Here is an 18,101-nt window from a genome sequence, read left to right as displayed (position 1 = left end):
CGCCGCCGACCGGTTCCAGCCGTCTCAGCGGGGCGATAACCGCGAGGGTCGATGTTTGATCCTATTTTCAAGGGCGCGGACTTGTCGAGTCCGCGCCCTGCTTCAGCTCCAACCCGGCAAGCGGTCAGTAGTCCCAGAACACCGGCACCCAACGGAAGGCGTCGCCGTCGGCTGCCACCCGGCCCACGGACGGGAACGGCAGGTGCGTGGCCACCAGCATTTCCCCGGTCTCGGCAAGCTGTCGCAACAGACGGATGCGAACGCGCGCGGCCTCCTCGGGGTCGTGTTCGAACCCGTTAAACCAGTCGGGTTGCTCGAACCCGACGGCAAACACGGCGTCGCCGGCGAATGTCAGCGCATCATCGCCGGACGCCATGCGAACCACGCTATGTCCGGGGGTGTGACCGCCGGTGCGACGGGCGATGACGCCAGGTGCAATCTCGTGCTCGTCATCGAACAGCCTCAGCTGACTGCCGTACTCCTTCAGGAAATGCTTGGCGGTCGATCGAAGCGCGTCCGGAAAGCCTTCCGGCATGGCAGTGCGGGAGAAATCCGGCTTTTCCCAGAACTTGACCTCGGCGGCCGCGACGTGGATCCGCAGGTCCTTGCGCAGCTGCTGCTTCACCCCCTCGACCAGCAGGCCGCCAATGTGGTCCATGTGCAGATGAGTCAGCACCAGATCGGTCACCGCCGAAAGATCGATGCCGGCGGCCGCCAGTCGCCTGATCAACTGCCCGGCGCGCGGCAAGTTCAGGTTCGGATCCGAACCCAGTCCGGCGTCGATGAGGATGGTCTTGCCGCCGCTGCGAACCATGACGGCGTTCAGCGCCCAGTCGAAAGCGTCCTGCGGCAGGAACATGTCGTGCAGCCAGGTCGCCCGCACCGCCGGGTCGGCGTTGTGCGCGAGCATCTTGGTCGGCAGCGGCAGCACGCCGTCGCTGACCACCAGCACGTCGATCTCGCCGATCTTCAGTGCGTAGCGCGACGGAACGAGCTCTTCAGGTCCCGATGACACGGGATATGAGGTGTTGTGCAGATTCATGTTGGTCTCCTGTTTCAAGGTTGAGGCACTTGGTTGGTGTTGACTCTGGCCGGTCCTGGTTGAGCAGGCCGCGCCGCCAGCGAGAGCGCGGCCGTCATCGCTTGGTGAGTTAGAGGCTCGTCACGCGCTCATTGCGCGGTCCAGCCGCCATCGACGGAGATCGTCGTCCCCGTGATCTGGTCGGCCGCGGCCGAGCACAAGAAGGCGACGGTGCCACCGATCTGCTTAGGGGAGGCGAAGTCCAGCGATGGCTGTTTTTCGGAGAGAAGCTCTTCGGCCGCTTGCTTCTGGCTGATGCCTTTCTCCGCCGCGATGTCGCTAATCTGTTTCTCCACGAGCGGCGTGCGCACCCAGCCGGGACAGACCGCGTTGCAAGTGACGCCGCTGCCGGCGGTTTCGAGGCCTACCACCTTGGTGAGGCCGAGGAGGCCATGCTTGGCCGCGACATAGGCTGCCTTGTGGGTGGATGCGACGAGACCATGCGTGGAAGCGATGTTGACGATGCGACCCCATCGCTGCTTTTTCATCTGAGGCACGGCCGAAGCGATGCCGTGAAACGCGGCCGACAGATTGATGTCGAGAATGGCCTTCCACTTGGCGGGCGGAAACGCCTCGACCGGTGCGGTGAACTGGATGCCGGCATTGTTGACGAGGATGTCGAGCCGTCCGAAGTTCTCGATGGTTGCCGCGATCATTCCGCGCACGGCCTCACCATCAGACATGTCGGCGCCGTCATACGCGACGCGGACGCCGTCCTCGCGTTCGATGCCGCTGCGGATCTTCTCGATCTCCCCCGGATCTCCAAAACCGTTCAGGACGATATCGGCGCCGAGCCTGGCCAGTTCTCTTGCGATCCCGAGGCCAATGCCGCTGGTCGATCCGGTGACGATCGCTACTTTGCCTTTCAACATGAAAAACTCCTTTCGATGATGGTTGCCGGCGACGTCAATCGCGGCGGTGAATGTCGTGGGTGACGATGCCGAGTTCGGAAGGCGGCGGCTCGAGGCGCCGTCCGTCGGCCAACGTGCGGCGGATGTCGTCCCGTCCACTTTGCCAGTGCGCGCGCATCGCTTTCGGTCCGAACTCGTAATCCTTGGAGTGACCTTCGTGGAGCTTGGACTGGTAGATCAGGTGGATGATGTTGTGGGAGCGGTGACGGGCGAGCTCGGCGATGGCGCGCATTTCGGGATCGTTTCTTGCGGCGTCCGGCAATCTGTCGATCGTCCGCTGCAGCGCCTGCCGCATCTCCTGCATCCGTAGCGCCTGGTCGGTGACGGCGCGGGTACGACTGGAATACTGAATGTCCTTCTGCCGGCTCGACACCTCCATCATGTCGTGCGGCACGCGGCCCCGCGCCGACCAGAGATCGATCTGGAACGTCAGCGTGTCTTTCCCATCGCCCGACAGGACGCGAGAGAGAGGCGTGTTGGAGACCACGCCACCATCCCAGTAGTGCTCGGAGTCGATTTCGACGGCGGGAAATCCGGGCGGCAGCGCGCCCGAAGCCATGAAGTGTTTCGGACCGAGCCGCCGCTCGGCTGTGTCGAAATAGGTGAGATTGCCGGTGCGGACGTTGACCGCGCCGACGCTGACACGCACTTCGCCCGAGTTCAGCCGGTCGAAATCGACGAGCTGTTCCAGCGTCCGTTGCAACGGCGCCGTGTCATAGAAGCTGGTCGACGCGTCGCCCGAGAAGGGCGACCACAGGGGCGAGGGGAAGCGCGGCCTGAAGAAGCCGGGCTGGCCTTGGAACAGCGCGCGCATTGCGGCAAGCGTGTTGTGCAGGGAGTTGAAGTCGAACGCGAACGGTAGCGCACCGGCCAGTCCCTCGCCGGCAGGCCATTCCACCGGGGTTGCGCAGATCGTCTCCCAGAACTCGCGCAGCCGTGCCACGCGCTCGTCTTCCGGGGAGCCCGCGATGATCGCGGCGTTGAGCGCGCCGATCGAGATGCCGGCCAGCCAGTTCGGCCGGATCCCGGCCTCGTGCAAGCCTTCGTAGACGCCGGCCTGGTAGGCCCCGAGCGCGCCGCCGCCCTGCAGCACCAGCGCAACGACATCGTAGGGCAGCGGATTGATCGGTCGTGCGGAATCGATTTGTTCGCGTGTCACGTTGAACATGGTGACTACTCCTTGCAATGCGACCTGTTCGGTCAGCCCGCGTGTGTTTCGGTCAGGATTTCAGATCCGGCTCCACGCGATCGCGCCGCCGCGGACCGCTCCAGATAGTCGTGCACCACGGTGCCTAATCCGAGCGTCAGATCGGCAACGATATGCTTGGCCGAGAGCACCTGAAGAACCGGCAGCTCGGCGACCGGTGCGAGCGCGTGGGAGAAGAGATCGAGCGCGGCGGGCCCCGTCCATGCGCCCTTCACCGTCACGTCCTCGAGATGGAAGCGCACCAGTTCGCAAATGCGCGCGGTGCCGTCGACATGCGGAATGATCTTCAACAGAAAATTGGGAGCGATGAGCTTTCGTGCTTCGGTGGAAAGATCGAGGGCGCGATGCTTGTAGCCCATGGTGCCGGTGGCGATGCGCACCGAGCCGTAGTCGAGCGTGCCGACCAGGGTATCGGTCTCGACGGCCAGCTTCGGCTGGGCCAGCTTCTTGGGAAAGCCCCACAGCTCGCGGCCGCCGGCGATCGGCGGATGATCGTTGAGGAACATCTGGTGGACGAAGCTGCCGGTCTGGCCGCGGAACGACACCGGGATGATCTGGCCGCTTTCCGTGTAGTCTCCGAAGCCGGTGGAATCAGGCATGCGAATGAATTCGTAATTCACCACAGGCTCGGTCAGCTCCAGCGGCTCCGGCACGATCCGGCGCAACGCCTCCGGGTCGGTCCGGTACTGGATGATGAAATATTCGCGGTTGATGAAGCGATACGGGCCGGGCGGGAAAGCCGGATTCGTCAGCGGCATCGCGAAGGCGACGTTGCGGATCTGCTGGTTCATGCTGTGGGTTCCTGAATGGTCGGTGCTGTGGCGGGCCGCGCGCCCCGCGGGAGCGCGGCCATCATCACGTGAGGCGTCTAGACTTCGGTCACGCGTTCCGGATCGGCCGACGCGAGCGCCAGGGCGCGCTCCGCCTTCGGCGGATAGATCCAGACGGTGTTGATCTCACGCTTGGTCTTCTTGGCGACATCGCCGACCAGCTCGACCTTGCGCTCCCAGCCGCGTGTGAACAGCGCGCCGGCTTCGCCGAGGTCGAGGCAGGTGACGTAGGCCTTCTGGTGGTAGGGCCTGGTCGGAACGCCGAGCAATTCGGCCGCGGCATTGTTGCCGGCAAAGGCGCCCATCCGCGTGGCGTGCTGGCACGACATCAGTGCGTAATTGCCCTCGTCGTCGCAGGCGGCGCGTGCCGCGTCGCCGGCCGCGAAGACACCCTGCACGCTTGGCACCTGCAAGCAGCGATCGACCAGCAACCGTCCGAAATTGTCGCGCTCGGCGGGAATCTGCGCGGTCAGCGGCGCTGCACGAATGCCCGCCGCCCAAATCACCGTCTCGGTTTCAATGTGCTCACCGCTGGACAAGGTGACGCCGGTGTCGTCAAGCGCGGCGACGCCGGCGCCGAGCCGTGTCTCTACGCCAACCTTGCGCAAGGCTTCCTCGATGACGGGGCGGGCGCCTGCACCCATGTCGGGTGCGATCGCAGTGTTGCGATCGACGATGACGACGCGAGTCTTGGCATCGGGGCCCAGGATTTCGCGCAGCCGCGTCGGCATTTCGGTGGCCGCCTCGATCCCGGTGAAGCCGCCGCCAGCGACGACGACCGTGTCGCGTCCGTTCGCGGCGGGCCGCTCCGCGAGGCCATGCAGATGCTTGTCGAGCGCTACGGCATCGTCGAGCGAATCGACGCTGAAGCCGTGCTCGGCGAGGCCCGGAATGTTCGGACGGAATAGCCGGCTGCCGGTGGTCACGACGAGGCGGTCGTAGGACAGCGTCTTTCGCGGGCCCTTCGCGGGCGTGATCTGCACCGTTCTGGCCTCGGTGTTGATCGTCTCGGCGCTGCCCTGGATGTAGTCGACGTCGATCGCCTCGAGGACGTCGACCAGCGGGGCCGTCACGGTTTCCGGCTTCGACTCGTAGAGCCGCGGACGGACCACCAGCGTCGGCTCCGGTGAAACGAGCGCGATCTGCAGATCTTGCGGCGAGGCGCCCCGGATGTCGCGCAGCCGGGCTGCGGAAAGCGCGGCGTACATGCCGGCGAAGCCGGCCCCGATGATGACGAGTCGCATGGGTTTTCTCCTTGGTTGCTGTTCGAAAGACCGCGCGCGACCGCGCTGCTGCGTTGAGAACAGCGTCCGGCGTCGGCGCGTGGGGTGGGTTGGATCGCTGGCCTCAGGGCGCGATGCAGCGTGCCTGCAGATTCGGCGGCCGGCCGTAACCTAAGACGACGGGCTGAAGCTCACTTCGACTCCAGTCCTGATAGGGAAGGCCGGCGCCATTTCGGATTATGATGGAAACGGGCGGTTGTGCCGGGTGCATGGTGTAAGCCGGAATTTCCACTTCCTCGCCCGTCGCCGACGTGAAGCGAACGGCCAGCGAGAGTCCGTACAGGGTTGCGGTCGCGAGGCTTCGGCGGCGTGAGGCAATCAGCCGTCGGCTGACGAAGTTTTTCCAGGTCATCTTTGGTCTCCCTCGATTGGTCTGGACATGGAGATGATGTAGCTGACCCGATTTGCCGTTGCCCCAGCGCGATTGCCGTCGCTGTCGAGAGATTGCTGCTAACGCATACGCCTGCGCCAATCGCTCGGCGTCTCGCCCGTCAGCTTCTTGAATGCTGCGGCGAAGGCCGTTTGCGAGGAGTAACCAAGCGCCGCGGCGACCGAGACGATCGATTCGTCGCTCTCCCGCAAGATGTTCATGGCCTGCTCGAGCCGGTGCTGACGCAGCCAGGCATGCGGCGATAGCCCGGTGCTCTCCTTGAAGGACCGGCAGAAATGGAAGCGCGACAGTCCGGCATCGGACGCCAGCGCATCGAGCGAGACATCCGCTTCGCTATCGCAGCGCAATCGTTCGATCGCACGGAGCAGGACCTTCGGCGCCAGCCCGCCCATGGTCGGCTGGAACGTGGTTGGCGAGCCTGCATGCGCAGCCAAAAGGCGCGTGGCCAGAAGATCCGTGAGCTGATGCCGGAACAGCGCATCAAGGACGCCATGGCCCCCCAGCGAATCCGCGGCGCTCAGGAGCAGTCGGGACGTGATGGTGTCGGGATGCGCCGTTCGCTCAATCAATTCGGCGGTCCCGGCGGTCCCGGCCTCGCCAGCGACGCGCTGCAGCGTTGCGTCGGGAAGGTAAAGCTGCACGACGTCGACGGGCTTCGGAATGTCCCATCGGGAGCTCGACCCTTCCGGAACGATGTTCACGACCCCCGGACGAAACGTGCCGATCGCGATCGATTTTCCCGAGCGCCGCTCCATGCGCTGCATCACGCCTTTATGCGCCATGATCACGTGGTGGCGCATGGGCTCGACGACGTCGTGCAGCGCATCATGTTTCCAATGCGCGATCCCCGCGCCGGAGGAGTCCAAGGCCATGCGAAACGGCTCGGTTCTGAGCACGCGCGCCATCTCCGCGTCGGCGGCGCGCCGCTCGGACGTCGAGCGATCGTCAGGCTGTACGTCGGGTGCGGGCGGCAAGCCCTTGTGCGAGGGATTGCGCATGAGTGCAGTGTTCCCGGTCATGATGTGGCTCCTGCTGATCAGCTCGGGCTTTCGATCAGTCGTCCGTATTTGTACGGAACGGCGCGTGTTCTAGGCGCCGTGGCTGCCGGGCGTATTTCCTGAACCCGCCATGTTTTGTCCGATCCTGCTCCAAGCCGGCCGGCGCTTTCGCGAACGCACGGCGGGCGGGAGTGGACAGAGATGTTGATGACAAAGCGTGCGGCAGTGCGCCGCTAGGCCGCGGCCGCCTGCGCCGACAACAGCTGCTTCAGTTTCGCGGCCGGCACGGCCGGGCTGAACAGCCAGCCCTGCATCTGGCTGCATCCGAGCTGGAGCAGCACCGCGCGCTGCGCTTCGGTCTCGACGCCTTCCGCGGTCGTCGCCATGTGACGGGCGGCGGCCATGTGCACCACCGCCTGCACGATCGGCGAGGAATCTTCCGACTGACCGATGTCGCTGATGAAGCTGCGGTCGATCTTGATCTTGTCGAACGGGAAACGATGCAAATAGCTCAGCGACGAATAACCAGTGCCGAAATCGTCGAGCGCGATGCGCACGCCGAGCTCGCGCAGCTGCTGCAGGATCGTCAGCGCCTCCTGGTCGTCGCGGATCAGGACCGTCTCGGTGATCTCGAGCTCGAGCCGTCCGGGCGCGAGACCCGACTCGGCGAGTGCGGCTGCGACCTTCAGCGCCAGCGTCCGCGAGCGGAACTGCACCGGTGAGACGTTGACCGCGATGTGGATGTCGCCGGGCCAGGAGGCCGCCTCGAGGCAGGCCTGCCTCAGCACCCATTCGCCGATCTCGCCGATCAATCCGGTCTCTTCCGCAACCGGGATGAAGTCGGCGGGCGAGACCATGCCGCGTTCCGGATGGTGCCAGCGCAGCAGCGCTTCGCAGCCGGTGACGACATTGGCCGCGAGATCGACCAGCGGCTGGTAGTGCACCTCGAACTCGCCGCGGGCCAGCGCCTGCCGCAGATCGAACTCGAGCTGGCGGCGCAGCCGCGCCTTGGCGTCGTGTTCGGGCGCGAAGATACGGAACGTGCGGCGGCCCTCGGATTTCGCCGCATACATCGCGAGATCGGCGCGCTTGAGCAGATCGTCGAGATTGTCGCCGTGGTCGGGGGCGATCGCGATGCCGATGCTGGCATCGGTCGGGATTTCCTGGCCGTTGCAGTCCACGGGGGCGCGCAGCGCCTTCAGGATCTGCTCGGCGAGGGCGGTCAGTTCGGCCTCGTCGCGGCTGCCGGCCTTGACGATGGCGAATTCGTCGCCGCCCAGCCGTGCGACCATGTCGCTGCCGCTGACGCAGGCGCGCAGGCGGTTCGCGACCTGGCGCAGCAGCTCGTCGCCGACCTCGTGGCCCAGCGAATCGTTGACGCCCTTGAACTCGTCGACGTCGATATAGAGGATCGCGAACGGCTTGCCCTGGGCAAGCTCGGCGACGCGCCGCTCCAGATGGCCGCGCATCAGCACGCGGTTGGGCAGGTCGGTGAGGGCGTCGTAATGCGCCATATGCGCGATGCGCTCGTCGGCGCGGATGCGCTCGGTGACGTCGTCATGGGTCGCGAGCCAGCCGCCACCGGCGCCGGGCTGGTTCTTGATCTCGATCAGGCGGCCATCGGAGGTCTCGACTATCGCGCTGTGGGTCTGGCCGACGCTGCCCAGAATGCCGTCGCAATAGGAATCGACGTCGCCGTCGAACGAGCCGGTGTCATGGCGATGCTGAATCACGTCGCGGAAATACGCGCCGGGCTTCACCAATTCGGCCGACAGCCCGTACATCTCGATGTAGCGGCGGTTGCAGACGATCAGCCGCTGGTCCTGGTCGAACATCAGCAAGCCCTGCGTCATCGTGTTCATCGCGGTGTCGAGCTGCTGCTTCTCCACGGCGAGCCGGCGCGTCATCTGGCGGAAGATGGAATAAAGCGTCAGCACGAGCAGGCCGATCGACAGCACGGCGACGGTCACGAAGAATTTGGTCTGCGTGTGCCATGTTGCCAGCGTCGCATCCAGCGACTTGGTCGCAACCACCACCAGCGGCTCGCCGGTCAGGAGGCGTGCGGCGACGATGCGATCCTTGCCGTCGATCGGGCTTGCGAGCTGGGTCGTGACGAAGGTGCGCTCGAACACCGCCATCTGCTCGCGCGTGCCGTTGCGGAAATTCTGCCCGATCATCGCCTCCACATGCGGAATGCGCGCCAGCAGCTGGCCGTTCTGGTGGTGCATCGCGATCGAGGAATCCTCGCCGAGCCCGCTCGAGGCGAAGAAGGATTCGAGCTGGTCGGGCGTGATCGCGCGCGAGACCAGCCCAAGGAATTCGCCGTGGGGATCGGAGACGCGGCGCGCGAACACGATCGCCGGTCCGCTGCCCAACCGTCCCGGCACGACCTCGATCTCTTCCTGCGACGCCGGATCGTTCTTGAGGCGATTGAAATAGCCGCGGTCGGCAACTGAAACATCGGCGACCGGCCAGCGCCGCGACGAGTTGATCAGCACGCCCTTGGCGTCGAACACGTTGGCGCCGGCGACGTCCGACCAGCCGCTGGCTTTGGCGCGCAGCGCCTCGTGCACAGCGAGCGTGCCCATCTCGCTGCGGAAGACGTCGGCGGAGTCGATACCATGGCTTTCGAGCTCGGCGATGATGCTCTTCTGCAGCACCGCGAAGTCCTCGAACTCGCGGTCGAAATGGCGCGCGAGCAACCGGACCGCGCTCTCCACGCTGTCGCGGCCGCTTTCGATCGCATTCTGCCGGAAGCGGTCGACGGTGAGCGCGGTGCCGATCGCCATTGCGGCCATCAGCACGAAGCCCCCTGCGATCAGCCATGTCAGCGGCGCGCCGCGCCAACGGCGCAGCAACGCGCGCATGCGCGCGCTCCATCGGATCGATGTGCCCATGCAGCCCTCCCGTGGGATGCAAGATGCGGCAAAACCGACAAGACCACGTTACCAGTGAGGGTTAGGAAAACATGAATCGGAATGGAATCAGAGGGTTGGTTCCATCGCTTGTCTGAAGATGCGGGGCCATGGTTCCCTCAGCGTCGGATTTCCCATCGCAACGCTTCCGCATTGGTCTTGGCGAACATCGCCGGCACGTCGAAGGTCCCGGTCTTGAGATCATAGCGGCAGCGCCAGTCGGCCAATCCCTTCACGGCGACGTTCTTCGGGTGCTTGTCCATTTCGCCCGAGATCACAAGGTAACGGTTGTCCGGCCAGTGCACGCCAAGCCCGCGATAGGCCTCTTCGGTGCCTTTCACGAGATTGGCCGAGATGTGGTAGTCGAGCTTCATCTTCCCCGTGTCCGGCCGGCTGTGGAAATAGGCCCAGGCCAGATCGCTGAACGAGGTCTTCGTCACGCTGACGAAGGCGCCTTTGTCGACATGGTAGAGATAGAGGTCCTGCTCGCCGGAGCCGGTCTTCTGCATCCGCACGAGCCATTGCGAGTCGGGGGTGAAGCGGAAGCCGGCGCCGTAGCCCTGCTCGGGCTTCAGCTCCGTCATCTGGTCGCCACGCCTCGCCCAGGCCTGCCATTTGACGTCGAAATCTCCGCTGTCCTTCATGTACTGCTCGATCTTGGTGGCTTTGTCGGGCGAGGTGAAGGCTAGATCGGCATCGTCAGTGAGAGCGAAGCCAGACGGCGGGCCGGAAGCGGCGAGCGCCGGAGTTGCGGCCAGGATGAGGGCAACCACCAGCCATTGTGCGGGACGGCAAAATGCGGTCACGGAAAAAATTCCTCAAGAAAAATGCCGCGATGCGGCCTCGATCATTTGACGCCGGCGGGGGTGCGCCGGTTCATCCCGGCGTGCCGGCGCATCATCCCATCGACCGTCTTGCTGCCGTGGCCAAAACGGCGCACCTTGCCGGCTCGATTGATTTGCTAGGTTCTTCCTGATCAAGGTTCGTTTCCGATGGTGACCGCGACCAAGGCCTTCATTGCATTCTGTCTGCTCGCGGTGGGCGGCACCGTGCTGGTGATCGGCCCCACCGAGCTGCGTCGCCTGCTGCCGATCGGGGCCAAGACCGATTCCGTGGTCGCCGCCAAGCCGGAGGCCAAGGTCGAACAGAAGGTCGAACCCAAGCCGGAACTCAAGCCGGAAGAGCCCAAGCTAGCCGCAAGCGCGCCGCCGGTGCCGGCCGCGTCCCCCGCTGAAACGAAGGCGGGTGCGCTGGCCGAGACGCAAAAGCAGGTCACGGCCGCGCTTGCCGATCTTGCACCGGTCAAGCCGCCGCCGGCGATTGCGGATACCGGCCCCCGCTTCGACGTTGCACGCGTCGACGATCACGGCGAGGCGGCGGTGATCGCGGGTCGGGCGACGCCGGGTGCCAAGGTCGAGCTGCTGCGCGACGGCAAGCCGATCGACACAGTCGTGGCGGATGCGTCGGGCCAATTCGTGATGACGCCGCCGCAGCTTCCCGCCGGTTCCTACGAGCTGACCTTGCGGGCGAAATCGCCTGACGGCACCGTCACGCAATCCGGCCGCAGCATGCCGGTCGTGATCGCCGAAGCCGCACCGCCGCCCGCTCGCCCTGCACCGGTCGCGCGGCAAGAGGCGAAACAAGAGGCGAAGGCCGAGAAGCCCGACGACAAGTCGGATGTCGTGGCATCGGTGTCGGACAGGCCCGCGGCCCGGCCGAGATTGATGGGCGCACCGAAACCGAAGGGCGGATCGGGGGTCATGGCGCGGGCGCCCGCGGCCACGACCGTTGCATCGGCCTCGCCGGCGGACGCCGTCAGCGGAGCAGCGGCGGAAACAGGCGGCAGCCGGGTGATCTCCCGCGGCGACAGCCTGTGGGCGCTCAGCCGGCTCGCTTACGGCAACGGCGCCCGCTTTGCCGTGATCTACAACGCCAACCGCGCCAAGATCCACAATCCCAATCTGATCTATCCCGGCCAAACCTTCGTGCTGCCGCAAAAGGCGGAGTGACACCGCATCGCGCTGCCGCGCGTTGCGGCGCTTTGCCCTGTGCGCTTCCGGAACATTTGGTTCCCTCGCGCGTCATGGTGATGCGACGCGATGTGCGCTTGGCACCGGAGGAGGGCCAAGGTGGACAGGTCAGTGGTCATGTCGAGATCACGCTTGGGGCCAAAATTGCGAGCCAGGCTGGGGCTCGCGCTAACAGGCGCAACCCTCGTGATTCTGGCGGTGCTGTTGCCAAATCGCGCCGAGGCGCAGTTCGGCTTCCGCGGCGGCCCGCTCGGGGTTGCGCGCTTCGCCGTCGGCCACATGATCGGCATGTCTCGCTTGCGCCATGCCCGCATGGCGGTGCGGGGCAGCCGATACCGCTCCGCGGCGCTGCGGTCGCAAGATCCTCGCGGCACAGAGCGCGGCCAGCCTGCCAATCCATACGTGCTCCGTGCGGCGATGACCGCGCAAGCTGCGCTGTCGGGCTGGCGTGGCGGCCGTCGTCCGCAGGGCTGGTGGCGACATCCCGACGGCAGCTACGGCTGGGTCGGCCCGGTGTTCTGGCCATTCGCGTATGACGATCTCACCACCGCGATCATGCTCGGCGATACGACCAGCCTCTCGCTCTACGGCTATGGCGACATCTATGCCGCGATCTTCGCGCCCTATGCGGCCACCGAGCTTGCGGCCTACACCGCGCCGCATGGCCGGCGCGGACGGCGGCTCCCGACCGCAGAGACTGTCTGCGATGCCAGCGACACCGGCGGCCTGCCGGTCGATCGCATCGCCGCTGCCGTGCAGCCGAATGAATTGCAGCGCACAGCGCTCGACGAGCTCGCCACCGCGTGGGCATCCGCGCGCGACACCATCCGCGCCGCCTGTCCGACGCAGGTCCCCGCGACGGCCATCGAGCGCCTCGGCCTGATGCGCGAGCGCATCGAGGCCATGATCAAGGGAACGGACGCCGTCGCACCTGCGTTGGCAAAGTTCGTCGATATCCTCGACGACAATCAGAAGGCCAAGCTCGACGGCCTGGCCAAGGAGCGCCGCGCCGCGCTTGCAGCGATCCAGCAAAAGAATCCCCAGGCGGCATCGGCCTGCCAGGCGGACAGCGATCCCCGCTACGATGAGAAGCTGCAGCGCCAATACGAGCAGCTCGTGCAGCAGCAATGGCCCGCGGCCGAGATCGCCTCCACGCTCAAGCTCGACGACACCGCCCGCGCCCGCCTCGACGTGCTCCAGGACACCACACTGCGCACCATGGAAACGCTCAGCGCCTGTCCGTCACCGGCCGCACCGACACCACAGGCACGCCTCACCGCCGTGAAGGCGCGGCTGCAGACGATGCTGCAAGCGGTGAACGGCGTCAGTGACGCGCTCGACGATTTCGAAGCTGACTTAAGCGACGAGCAGAAGGCCGGCTTCGAGGCGATCGGGCCGAAGCGCGGGGTGTGATCAACCGCACCGCTTCTAGCCAATTCCGTGCCCGCGTAAGTCATTGATCTTGCAGGCCCCTGCTACTGTGCATGGGGTTGTTTTCGCAGTTTTTTGTCGTGGCTACCCTCTTCGCCTTGCCGCGGCGGCATCCACCACGCTCTCCACCTCCTCGCGCCACGACAGAATCTCCATCGCGAGCACGGGGTGGTTGAAGCCCTTGAGCACGAGATCGTCGAGCGCGCGGGCTTCGACCCAGGGCTCGACCATGCCGTAGACGCGGCGGCTGACGACGACCTGGCCGGCCTTGGCTTCGTCGCAGAGGCGGGAGGAGAGATTGGTGACGCTGCCGATCGCGGCATATTCCAGCCGCTGCTCGAAGCCGATCTGGCCGAGCGTGGCGTAGCCCATGGCGACGCCGACGCCGAAGCCGAGCGAGTGGCCGCGGTTCTTCCATTTCTCGGTCAGCTTGCCGATCGTGTCGCGCATCTCGACCGCCATCTTCACGGCGCGCTTGGTATGGTCGGCGAACTGAATCGGCGCATTGAACAGGATCATCACGCCGTCGCCGGCAAAGCGGTCGAGCGTGCCTTCATAGCGGTGGATCAGCTCGCCCAGCGCGGCGTGGTATTCGCGCAGCACGTTCATCGCCTCTTCCGGCTCGGTCGCCTCGGTGAACGAGGTGAAGCCGCGCAAATCGCAGAACACGACGGTGACCTCGCGGCGATGGCTGTCGAGCAGCGCATCGTGGCCGTCGGACGAGGCGATCAGTTGCGCGACTTGCGGCGCGAGGAAACGTTCGAGCCGCTTGATGCGGCCGATCTCCCCCAACTGCTTCTCGACCCGCTCTTCCAGGGAGCGATTCCAGTTGCGCAGCTGCTCGGTCTGCTCCTGGAGCTTTGCGGCCTGCTGCTGCACGGTTTCGTGCGCAGCCGCGAGTTCGCGGCCCTTGTGGTCGACCTCGGTGAACAGCCGCGCATTGCGCATCGCCAGCACGGCCTGGTTGGCGAACGTGCGCATCAGGCCGATGATGCTGGCGGCGAACTCGCCGCTGGCGCGGCGCAGCACCACCAGCGAGCCGAGCGTGCCCTGCTGGTCGACCAGCGGCACCACCAGCACCGAATGGAAGCCGGCTTCGATCGCGACGTCGCGCAGCGGCTGCTCGGAGGCCTGGTCGAGATCGGGTAGCGCGATCGGTTCGCCGCTCCCGGCCGCATCGCTCAGGATATCCTGGCCTTCGTCGATCGTGACATGGGCGCCGTCGGCGGATTTGTCGATGCCGTTGGCCTCGACCAGATTGAAGCGGCGCGCCTGCGCGTCATAGCCGTAGATCAGCACCGCGTCGGCATGGGTGATCTCGATCGCGCGCGCGGCGATCGTCGGCAGCACGGCGTTGAGATCGAGCGAGGCTGCGACCGCGCGGCCGACCTCTTCCAGCACCTTGAGCTCGTTGATCGACTGCGCGAGATCGCGGGTGCGCTCCTCGACCTTGGTCTCCAAGTCCGAATAGGTCTCCTGGATCTGGTCGGCCATGCGGTTGAACTGGCCGGCGAGATCTTCCAGCTCGTCCGCGGTGTGCACCTCGATGCGATGGCTGAAATCGCCCTCGCCGAGCTTGTGCGCGCCGTCGCGTAGCGCCGTGATCGGGATGATCATGCGGCGCGCCAGAAGCGTGCCGGCAAGGATTGCGACCAGCAGGCCCATGCCGATCAAAAGCGCAATGCGCACCAGCTGGTCGCGGATCGGCATCAAGGCCTGCGTGGCCGGCTGCTCGAACATCACGCTCCAGCCGAGCTTCGGCACGGTGCTCGCGGCGCTCATCACCGCATGGCCGTTGAAGTCGGTGCCCGAATTGTCGGGCTCGTGGCCCGGTGCGACCGCGGCCGCAACCTGCGGCAGCTTCGACAAATCCTTACCGATCTCGGGGCCTTTCGAGGACGTCGCCAGCACGCGGCCGCGCGGATCAACCACATAGGCGAAGGCGGCTTTGCCGACCTGGGCGTCGGTGAGGTACTCGGAGAGAAAGCTGAGGTCGAGCTCGGCCACGGTGACGCCGGCGTTGAAACCGGAATGCGCCACCGAGATCGACATGAACGGCGTCCGGTCGGAGAACCAGGCCGGCGCGTAGCTGACGCCGCGGGCGACGGTGTCGGTGAAGCGCATGTCGCGGGAGAGGTCGGCATTGCTGCCGGTCGTGGTCGACTGGCGCGAGACGCGCAGCACCTCGCGGCCGTCGCCGTTGAGCTGGAACAGCTGAGTGACGACCGAGACCTGGTGCAGCAGTTGGGCGTAGTCGGCGCGGCGCTTCTCGAGTGTGTCCTGGCTCGCCCGGGTTACCCAGCTGATCTGGCGCTCGAGCTCCGAGATCGACTGCTCGATCCGCCGCGCGGCAGCCTGCGCCTTGTCCTCGAGACCGTCGGTCAGCTGTGTCTTGGTGGCGCGGTAGGAGATCCAGCTCTCCATCGCGCCGTTGACGGCGAGCACGAACACGACGAGGCCGACGAGAGAGACGACGTATTTGGCGAACAGACCCTCGCGCAGAAACCGTGTCTTGTCGTTCGCTCCTGCCATCCCGATCCTCTCGCGCCGCCATCGGCGCCGGCGCTACGGGCCGCACGGACCCTGCGAGCCTTCTAGCACAATTTGGTCCCAGGGGACTGTGAAGGGACTGGTCAACGGACGGCCGAGCACCCGGCGTGGTTACCGGCCTCGGTTACTCCCTTGGATGCTGGCAGGCGGAAGCATGGTGAATTGTCGCAGTCTCATCCGTTTGGAGGAAGCCGCGGCCGGGGACGCCGATGTAAGGGGATCGCCTTGGCAAGGGAGGGCTGGAGTCCAGCGCTTTGGTCCTGCAATCACCGATTAAAGAGCTGCCGCAGCACGTCGTTCATCGGCTGGCTGTCCTGCTGCGCCGCCGGCGGGTCCTCCAGGGCGGGGGACGCCGGCGAGGCTTGCGGCATCAGTGCGGATGGCGCTGCAGGCAGGCTGCGGCTGCGGCCGGTGGCAGTCCCGGTCCCGGTGCCGTTTCCCGCGCCACCGGAAAGTCCCTGCTGGATCAGATTGCCGAGCGCCTCCCCCAGGGGGCCGCCGAGCAAATTGTTCTGTCCGGCGGGCTGCTGGCTTTGCGGATTGGCAGTGCCGGCGGCATTACCGCCACCCGGCGCGGTGGCTCCCCCGAGACCAAGGCTGCCCAAAATATTGCCGAGCCCGGCCCCATCAGCGCCGAACAGCCCCTTGCCCATCTCGCGCAGCTTGGCATAGGCGGCGTCCGGATTGTCCAGCATGCCGGCCATGTCGGGATAGATCCGCGGCTGCGACCAGGTGCCCTGGATCATCACGGGAATGCCGAAGCCGACCGGCTCGGCGGCGCGGCCCTGGCCTTCGGTCGTCATCACCAGTTTCGGCTCGACGCGAAAGCCCATCATCTTGGTGTCGAGTGCGATCGTGCCGGCACCGGTCACGCGGACGAGCGGTCCGGTCAAGTTGAGATCGGTGGTCACCGCCTGGCCCTTGTCGATCCGGAACGACGCCGAGAGCTGCGACAAATCCGTGCTCTGCTCCCGACCGTTGTCCTGATTTGCTTGCCAACCGGCCAACGTGCCCGAGGTCAGCGAGCGGATCATCTGCGCGACGTTGATGCCGCGAATGGCGCCGTCCTGGAAATTGACGAAGGCCGTGCCCTGCATGTTCGCCATCAGCGCGCGCTGGCTGGTGCCGGCGCTGCGCAGCGCGAGCTTGGCCTGCAGCTTGCCGTCGATCCGGTCGAATTCGGCGAGGCCCTGCAGCAGCGGCAGCGCGCGCACGCCGGCGAGGTCGGAATGCATGGCAAAGCTCGGCGCGCCGCTGGTCGCATCCAGGATCAATTCGCCCGTAACCTGGCCGCCATAGGCGCCGAGATTGGCGGTGCCGGCCTTCAGCACGCCGCCGGCGAGTTTTGCATCGACCGCCAGCGGCGCGAGGCGTGCCTCGCCGATCACCGCCTCATGCGCGGAGATCCTGATCTGCGCATCGACATAGTTGAGCCCGGAGACGTCGATCGGCGCATCGCTCCAGGGCTGCCCGGACGCGCCTTCTGGCGATTTCGCCAGCGGGATCGCGAGCCGCTGGAAGTCGAGATCGAGCTTGACCAGAGGCTTGCTCGCGATATCGACCGAGGCCCAGCCATTGAACGCGCCATCGCCGAGCGTGCCATTCAGGCCGTTGATCATCACGACATCGCCGCTCAGCCGCACCTCGGCATGGCCCGCGAGCCGGGACTTCAGCACGTCCGGCATGTCGATGGCGAAATCCACCGGAATGGTCGGTCGGTCGGCCGGCGGCGCTGGCGTGGTCGCCTTGATGTCGAATTTGGTCGGATGCTCGCCGACCCGTGCGGTGCCGGTGATGTTGATCTTGCGGTCGCGGCCGACGATCGCATCGGCATTGACGGCGCTGATTCGGCTCTCGACGCGATCGCGCACGCGCGCGAATGCGATCTCGCCATCGGTGACCTTGATGCGATCGATGGCGGCGCCGTCGAGATCGAGCGCGACCGGCTTCGACGTGCCGCCGGCATTCGGCAGGCGCTCACGCAGCAGCGGCTGGTAGAGCACGGGATGGGTGACGACGAGCTCGCTGATCTTCGGGCGGCCCGACCAGACGCTTGAGAGCGACATGTCGGCCTGCACGCTGTCGATGGACAGGCGCGTGATGCCGCTGCGGTCCTTGGGGTCGGCAAGCGTGAGGTCGTTCAGCGTCACGTTCAGCGTCGGCCACAAACTGATTCTGGTGGTGCCGTCGACCGACAGGCGATAGCCGGTCGCGCTCTCGACACGCGAGGCAATCGTCGAACTCAGGAAGCCCAAGGGGATCCCGACCACCAGCAGGAGTGCGATCACGATGACGATTGCGGCCACCGCCGCGCCGGCGAATTTCACGGCTCTCATATCGACTTTCCAGCGGCGGACGATCGGCGTCGAATCCGGCACATGACCGTCATTTGCACCCGTCCTTGGCTCCTGAGTTTATCCCGGGACGGGAAGCGGCTCCAAGCACGTAAAAATAGTCTGGGGGTGCTGCAAAGT

General features: G+C 65.9%; 13 protein-coding genes. 2 read left to right on the top strand and 11 right to left on the bottom strand.

The features are described 5' to 3' along the window. Positions 1-124 precede the first annotated feature (124 nt). The 9 genes from AC0L23_RS30875 to AC0L23_RS30835 all read right to left on the bottom strand — a co-directional run bounded on the left by AC0L23_RS30875 (position 125) and on the right by AC0L23_RS30835 (position 10,422). Positions 125-1,042, bottom strand: coding sequence for an MBL fold metallo-hydrolase (locus AC0L23_RS30875; protein ID WP_018456610.1), 918 nt, complete (start codon positions 1,040-1,042; stop codon positions 125-127). 128 nt (positions 1,043-1,170) lie between these two features. Then, positions 1,171-1,953, bottom strand: a complete 783-nt coding sequence (locus AC0L23_RS30870) for a 3-hydroxybutyrate dehydrogenase (protein WP_085358485.1) — start codon at positions 1,951-1,953, stop codon at positions 1,171-1,173. Between the two features lie 34 nt (positions 1,954-1,987). Continuing rightward, a complete protein-coding gene (locus AC0L23_RS30865; protein WP_085358487.1) occupies positions 1,988-3,160 on the bottom strand; it encodes a patatin-like phospholipase family protein in 1,173 nt (390 codons plus the stop codon). 32 nt (positions 3,161-3,192) lie between these two features. Beyond that, positions 3,193-3,990 carry an acetoacetate decarboxylase gene (locus AC0L23_RS30860; RefSeq protein ID WP_018456607.1) on the bottom strand — a complete coding sequence of 266 codons (798 nt, stop codon included), beginning with the start codon at positions 3,988-3,990 and terminating at the stop codon, positions 3,193-3,195. 77 nt (positions 3,991-4,067) lie between these two features. Then, complete coding sequence (locus tag AC0L23_RS30855) at positions 4,068-5,273, bottom strand: NAD(P)/FAD-dependent oxidoreductase (protein WP_018456606.1); 1,206 nt, start codon at positions 5,271-5,273, stop codon at positions 4,068-4,070. Between the two features lie 103 nt (positions 5,274-5,376). Further along, positions 5,377-5,664 carry a hypothetical protein gene (locus AC0L23_RS30850; protein WP_085358489.1) on the bottom strand — a complete coding sequence of 96 codons (288 nt, stop codon included), beginning with the start codon at positions 5,662-5,664 and terminating at the stop codon, positions 5,377-5,379. Positions 5,665-5,762: 98 nt separating this feature from the next. Next, positions 5,763-6,722, bottom strand: coding sequence for a helix-turn-helix domain-containing protein (locus AC0L23_RS30845; RefSeq protein WP_162496292.1), 960 nt, complete (start codon positions 6,720-6,722; stop codon positions 5,763-5,765). A gap of 212 nt (positions 6,723-6,934) precedes the next feature. Further along, positions 6,935-9,598, bottom strand: a complete 2,664-nt coding sequence (locus AC0L23_RS30840) for a bifunctional diguanylate cyclase/phosphodiesterase (RefSeq protein WP_473357720.1) — start codon at positions 9,596-9,598, stop codon at positions 6,935-6,937. A 137-nt stretch (positions 9,599-9,735) separates the two neighbouring features. Then, positions 9,736-10,422: a TolB-like translocation protein gene (locus AC0L23_RS30835; protein ID WP_026233205.1), complete on the bottom strand. Its 687-nt coding sequence runs from the start codon at positions 10,420-10,422 to the stop codon at positions 9,736-9,738. Positions 10,423-10,608: 186 nt separating this feature from the next. Between AC0L23_RS30835 and AC0L23_RS30830 the strand changes: the two genes are divergently transcribed. Beyond that, entirely contained in the window at positions 10,609-11,625 is a 1,017-nt protein-coding gene (locus tag AC0L23_RS30830; protein ID WP_085358495.1) for a LysM peptidoglycan-binding domain-containing protein, read from the top strand. Positions 11,626-11,763: 138 nt separating this feature from the next. Continuing rightward, entirely contained in the window at positions 11,764-13,059 is a 1,296-nt protein-coding gene (locus tag AC0L23_RS30825; RefSeq protein ID WP_085384020.1) for a Spy/CpxP family protein refolding chaperone, read from the top strand. Positions 13,060-13,161: 102 nt separating this feature from the next. On the opposite strand, the gene AC0L23_RS30820 is transcribed toward AC0L23_RS30825, so the two are convergent. Both AC0L23_RS30820 and AC0L23_RS30815 read right to left on the bottom strand, forming a co-directional pair. Continuing rightward, entirely contained in the window at positions 13,162-15,609 is a 2,448-nt protein-coding gene (locus AC0L23_RS30820; protein WP_085358499.1) for an adenylate/guanylate cyclase domain-containing protein, read from the bottom strand. Between the two features lie 284 nt (positions 15,610-15,893). Continuing rightward, positions 15,894-17,963, bottom strand: coding sequence for an AsmA family protein (locus tag AC0L23_RS30815; protein ID WP_085358531.1), 2,070 nt, complete (start codon positions 17,961-17,963; stop codon positions 15,894-15,896). Positions 17,964-18,101 lie beyond the last annotated feature (138 nt).

This window comes from Bradyrhizobium sp. MI1.4 (assembly GCF_055811315.1).
This window is presented reverse-complemented; position numbering and strand designations above follow the sequence as displayed.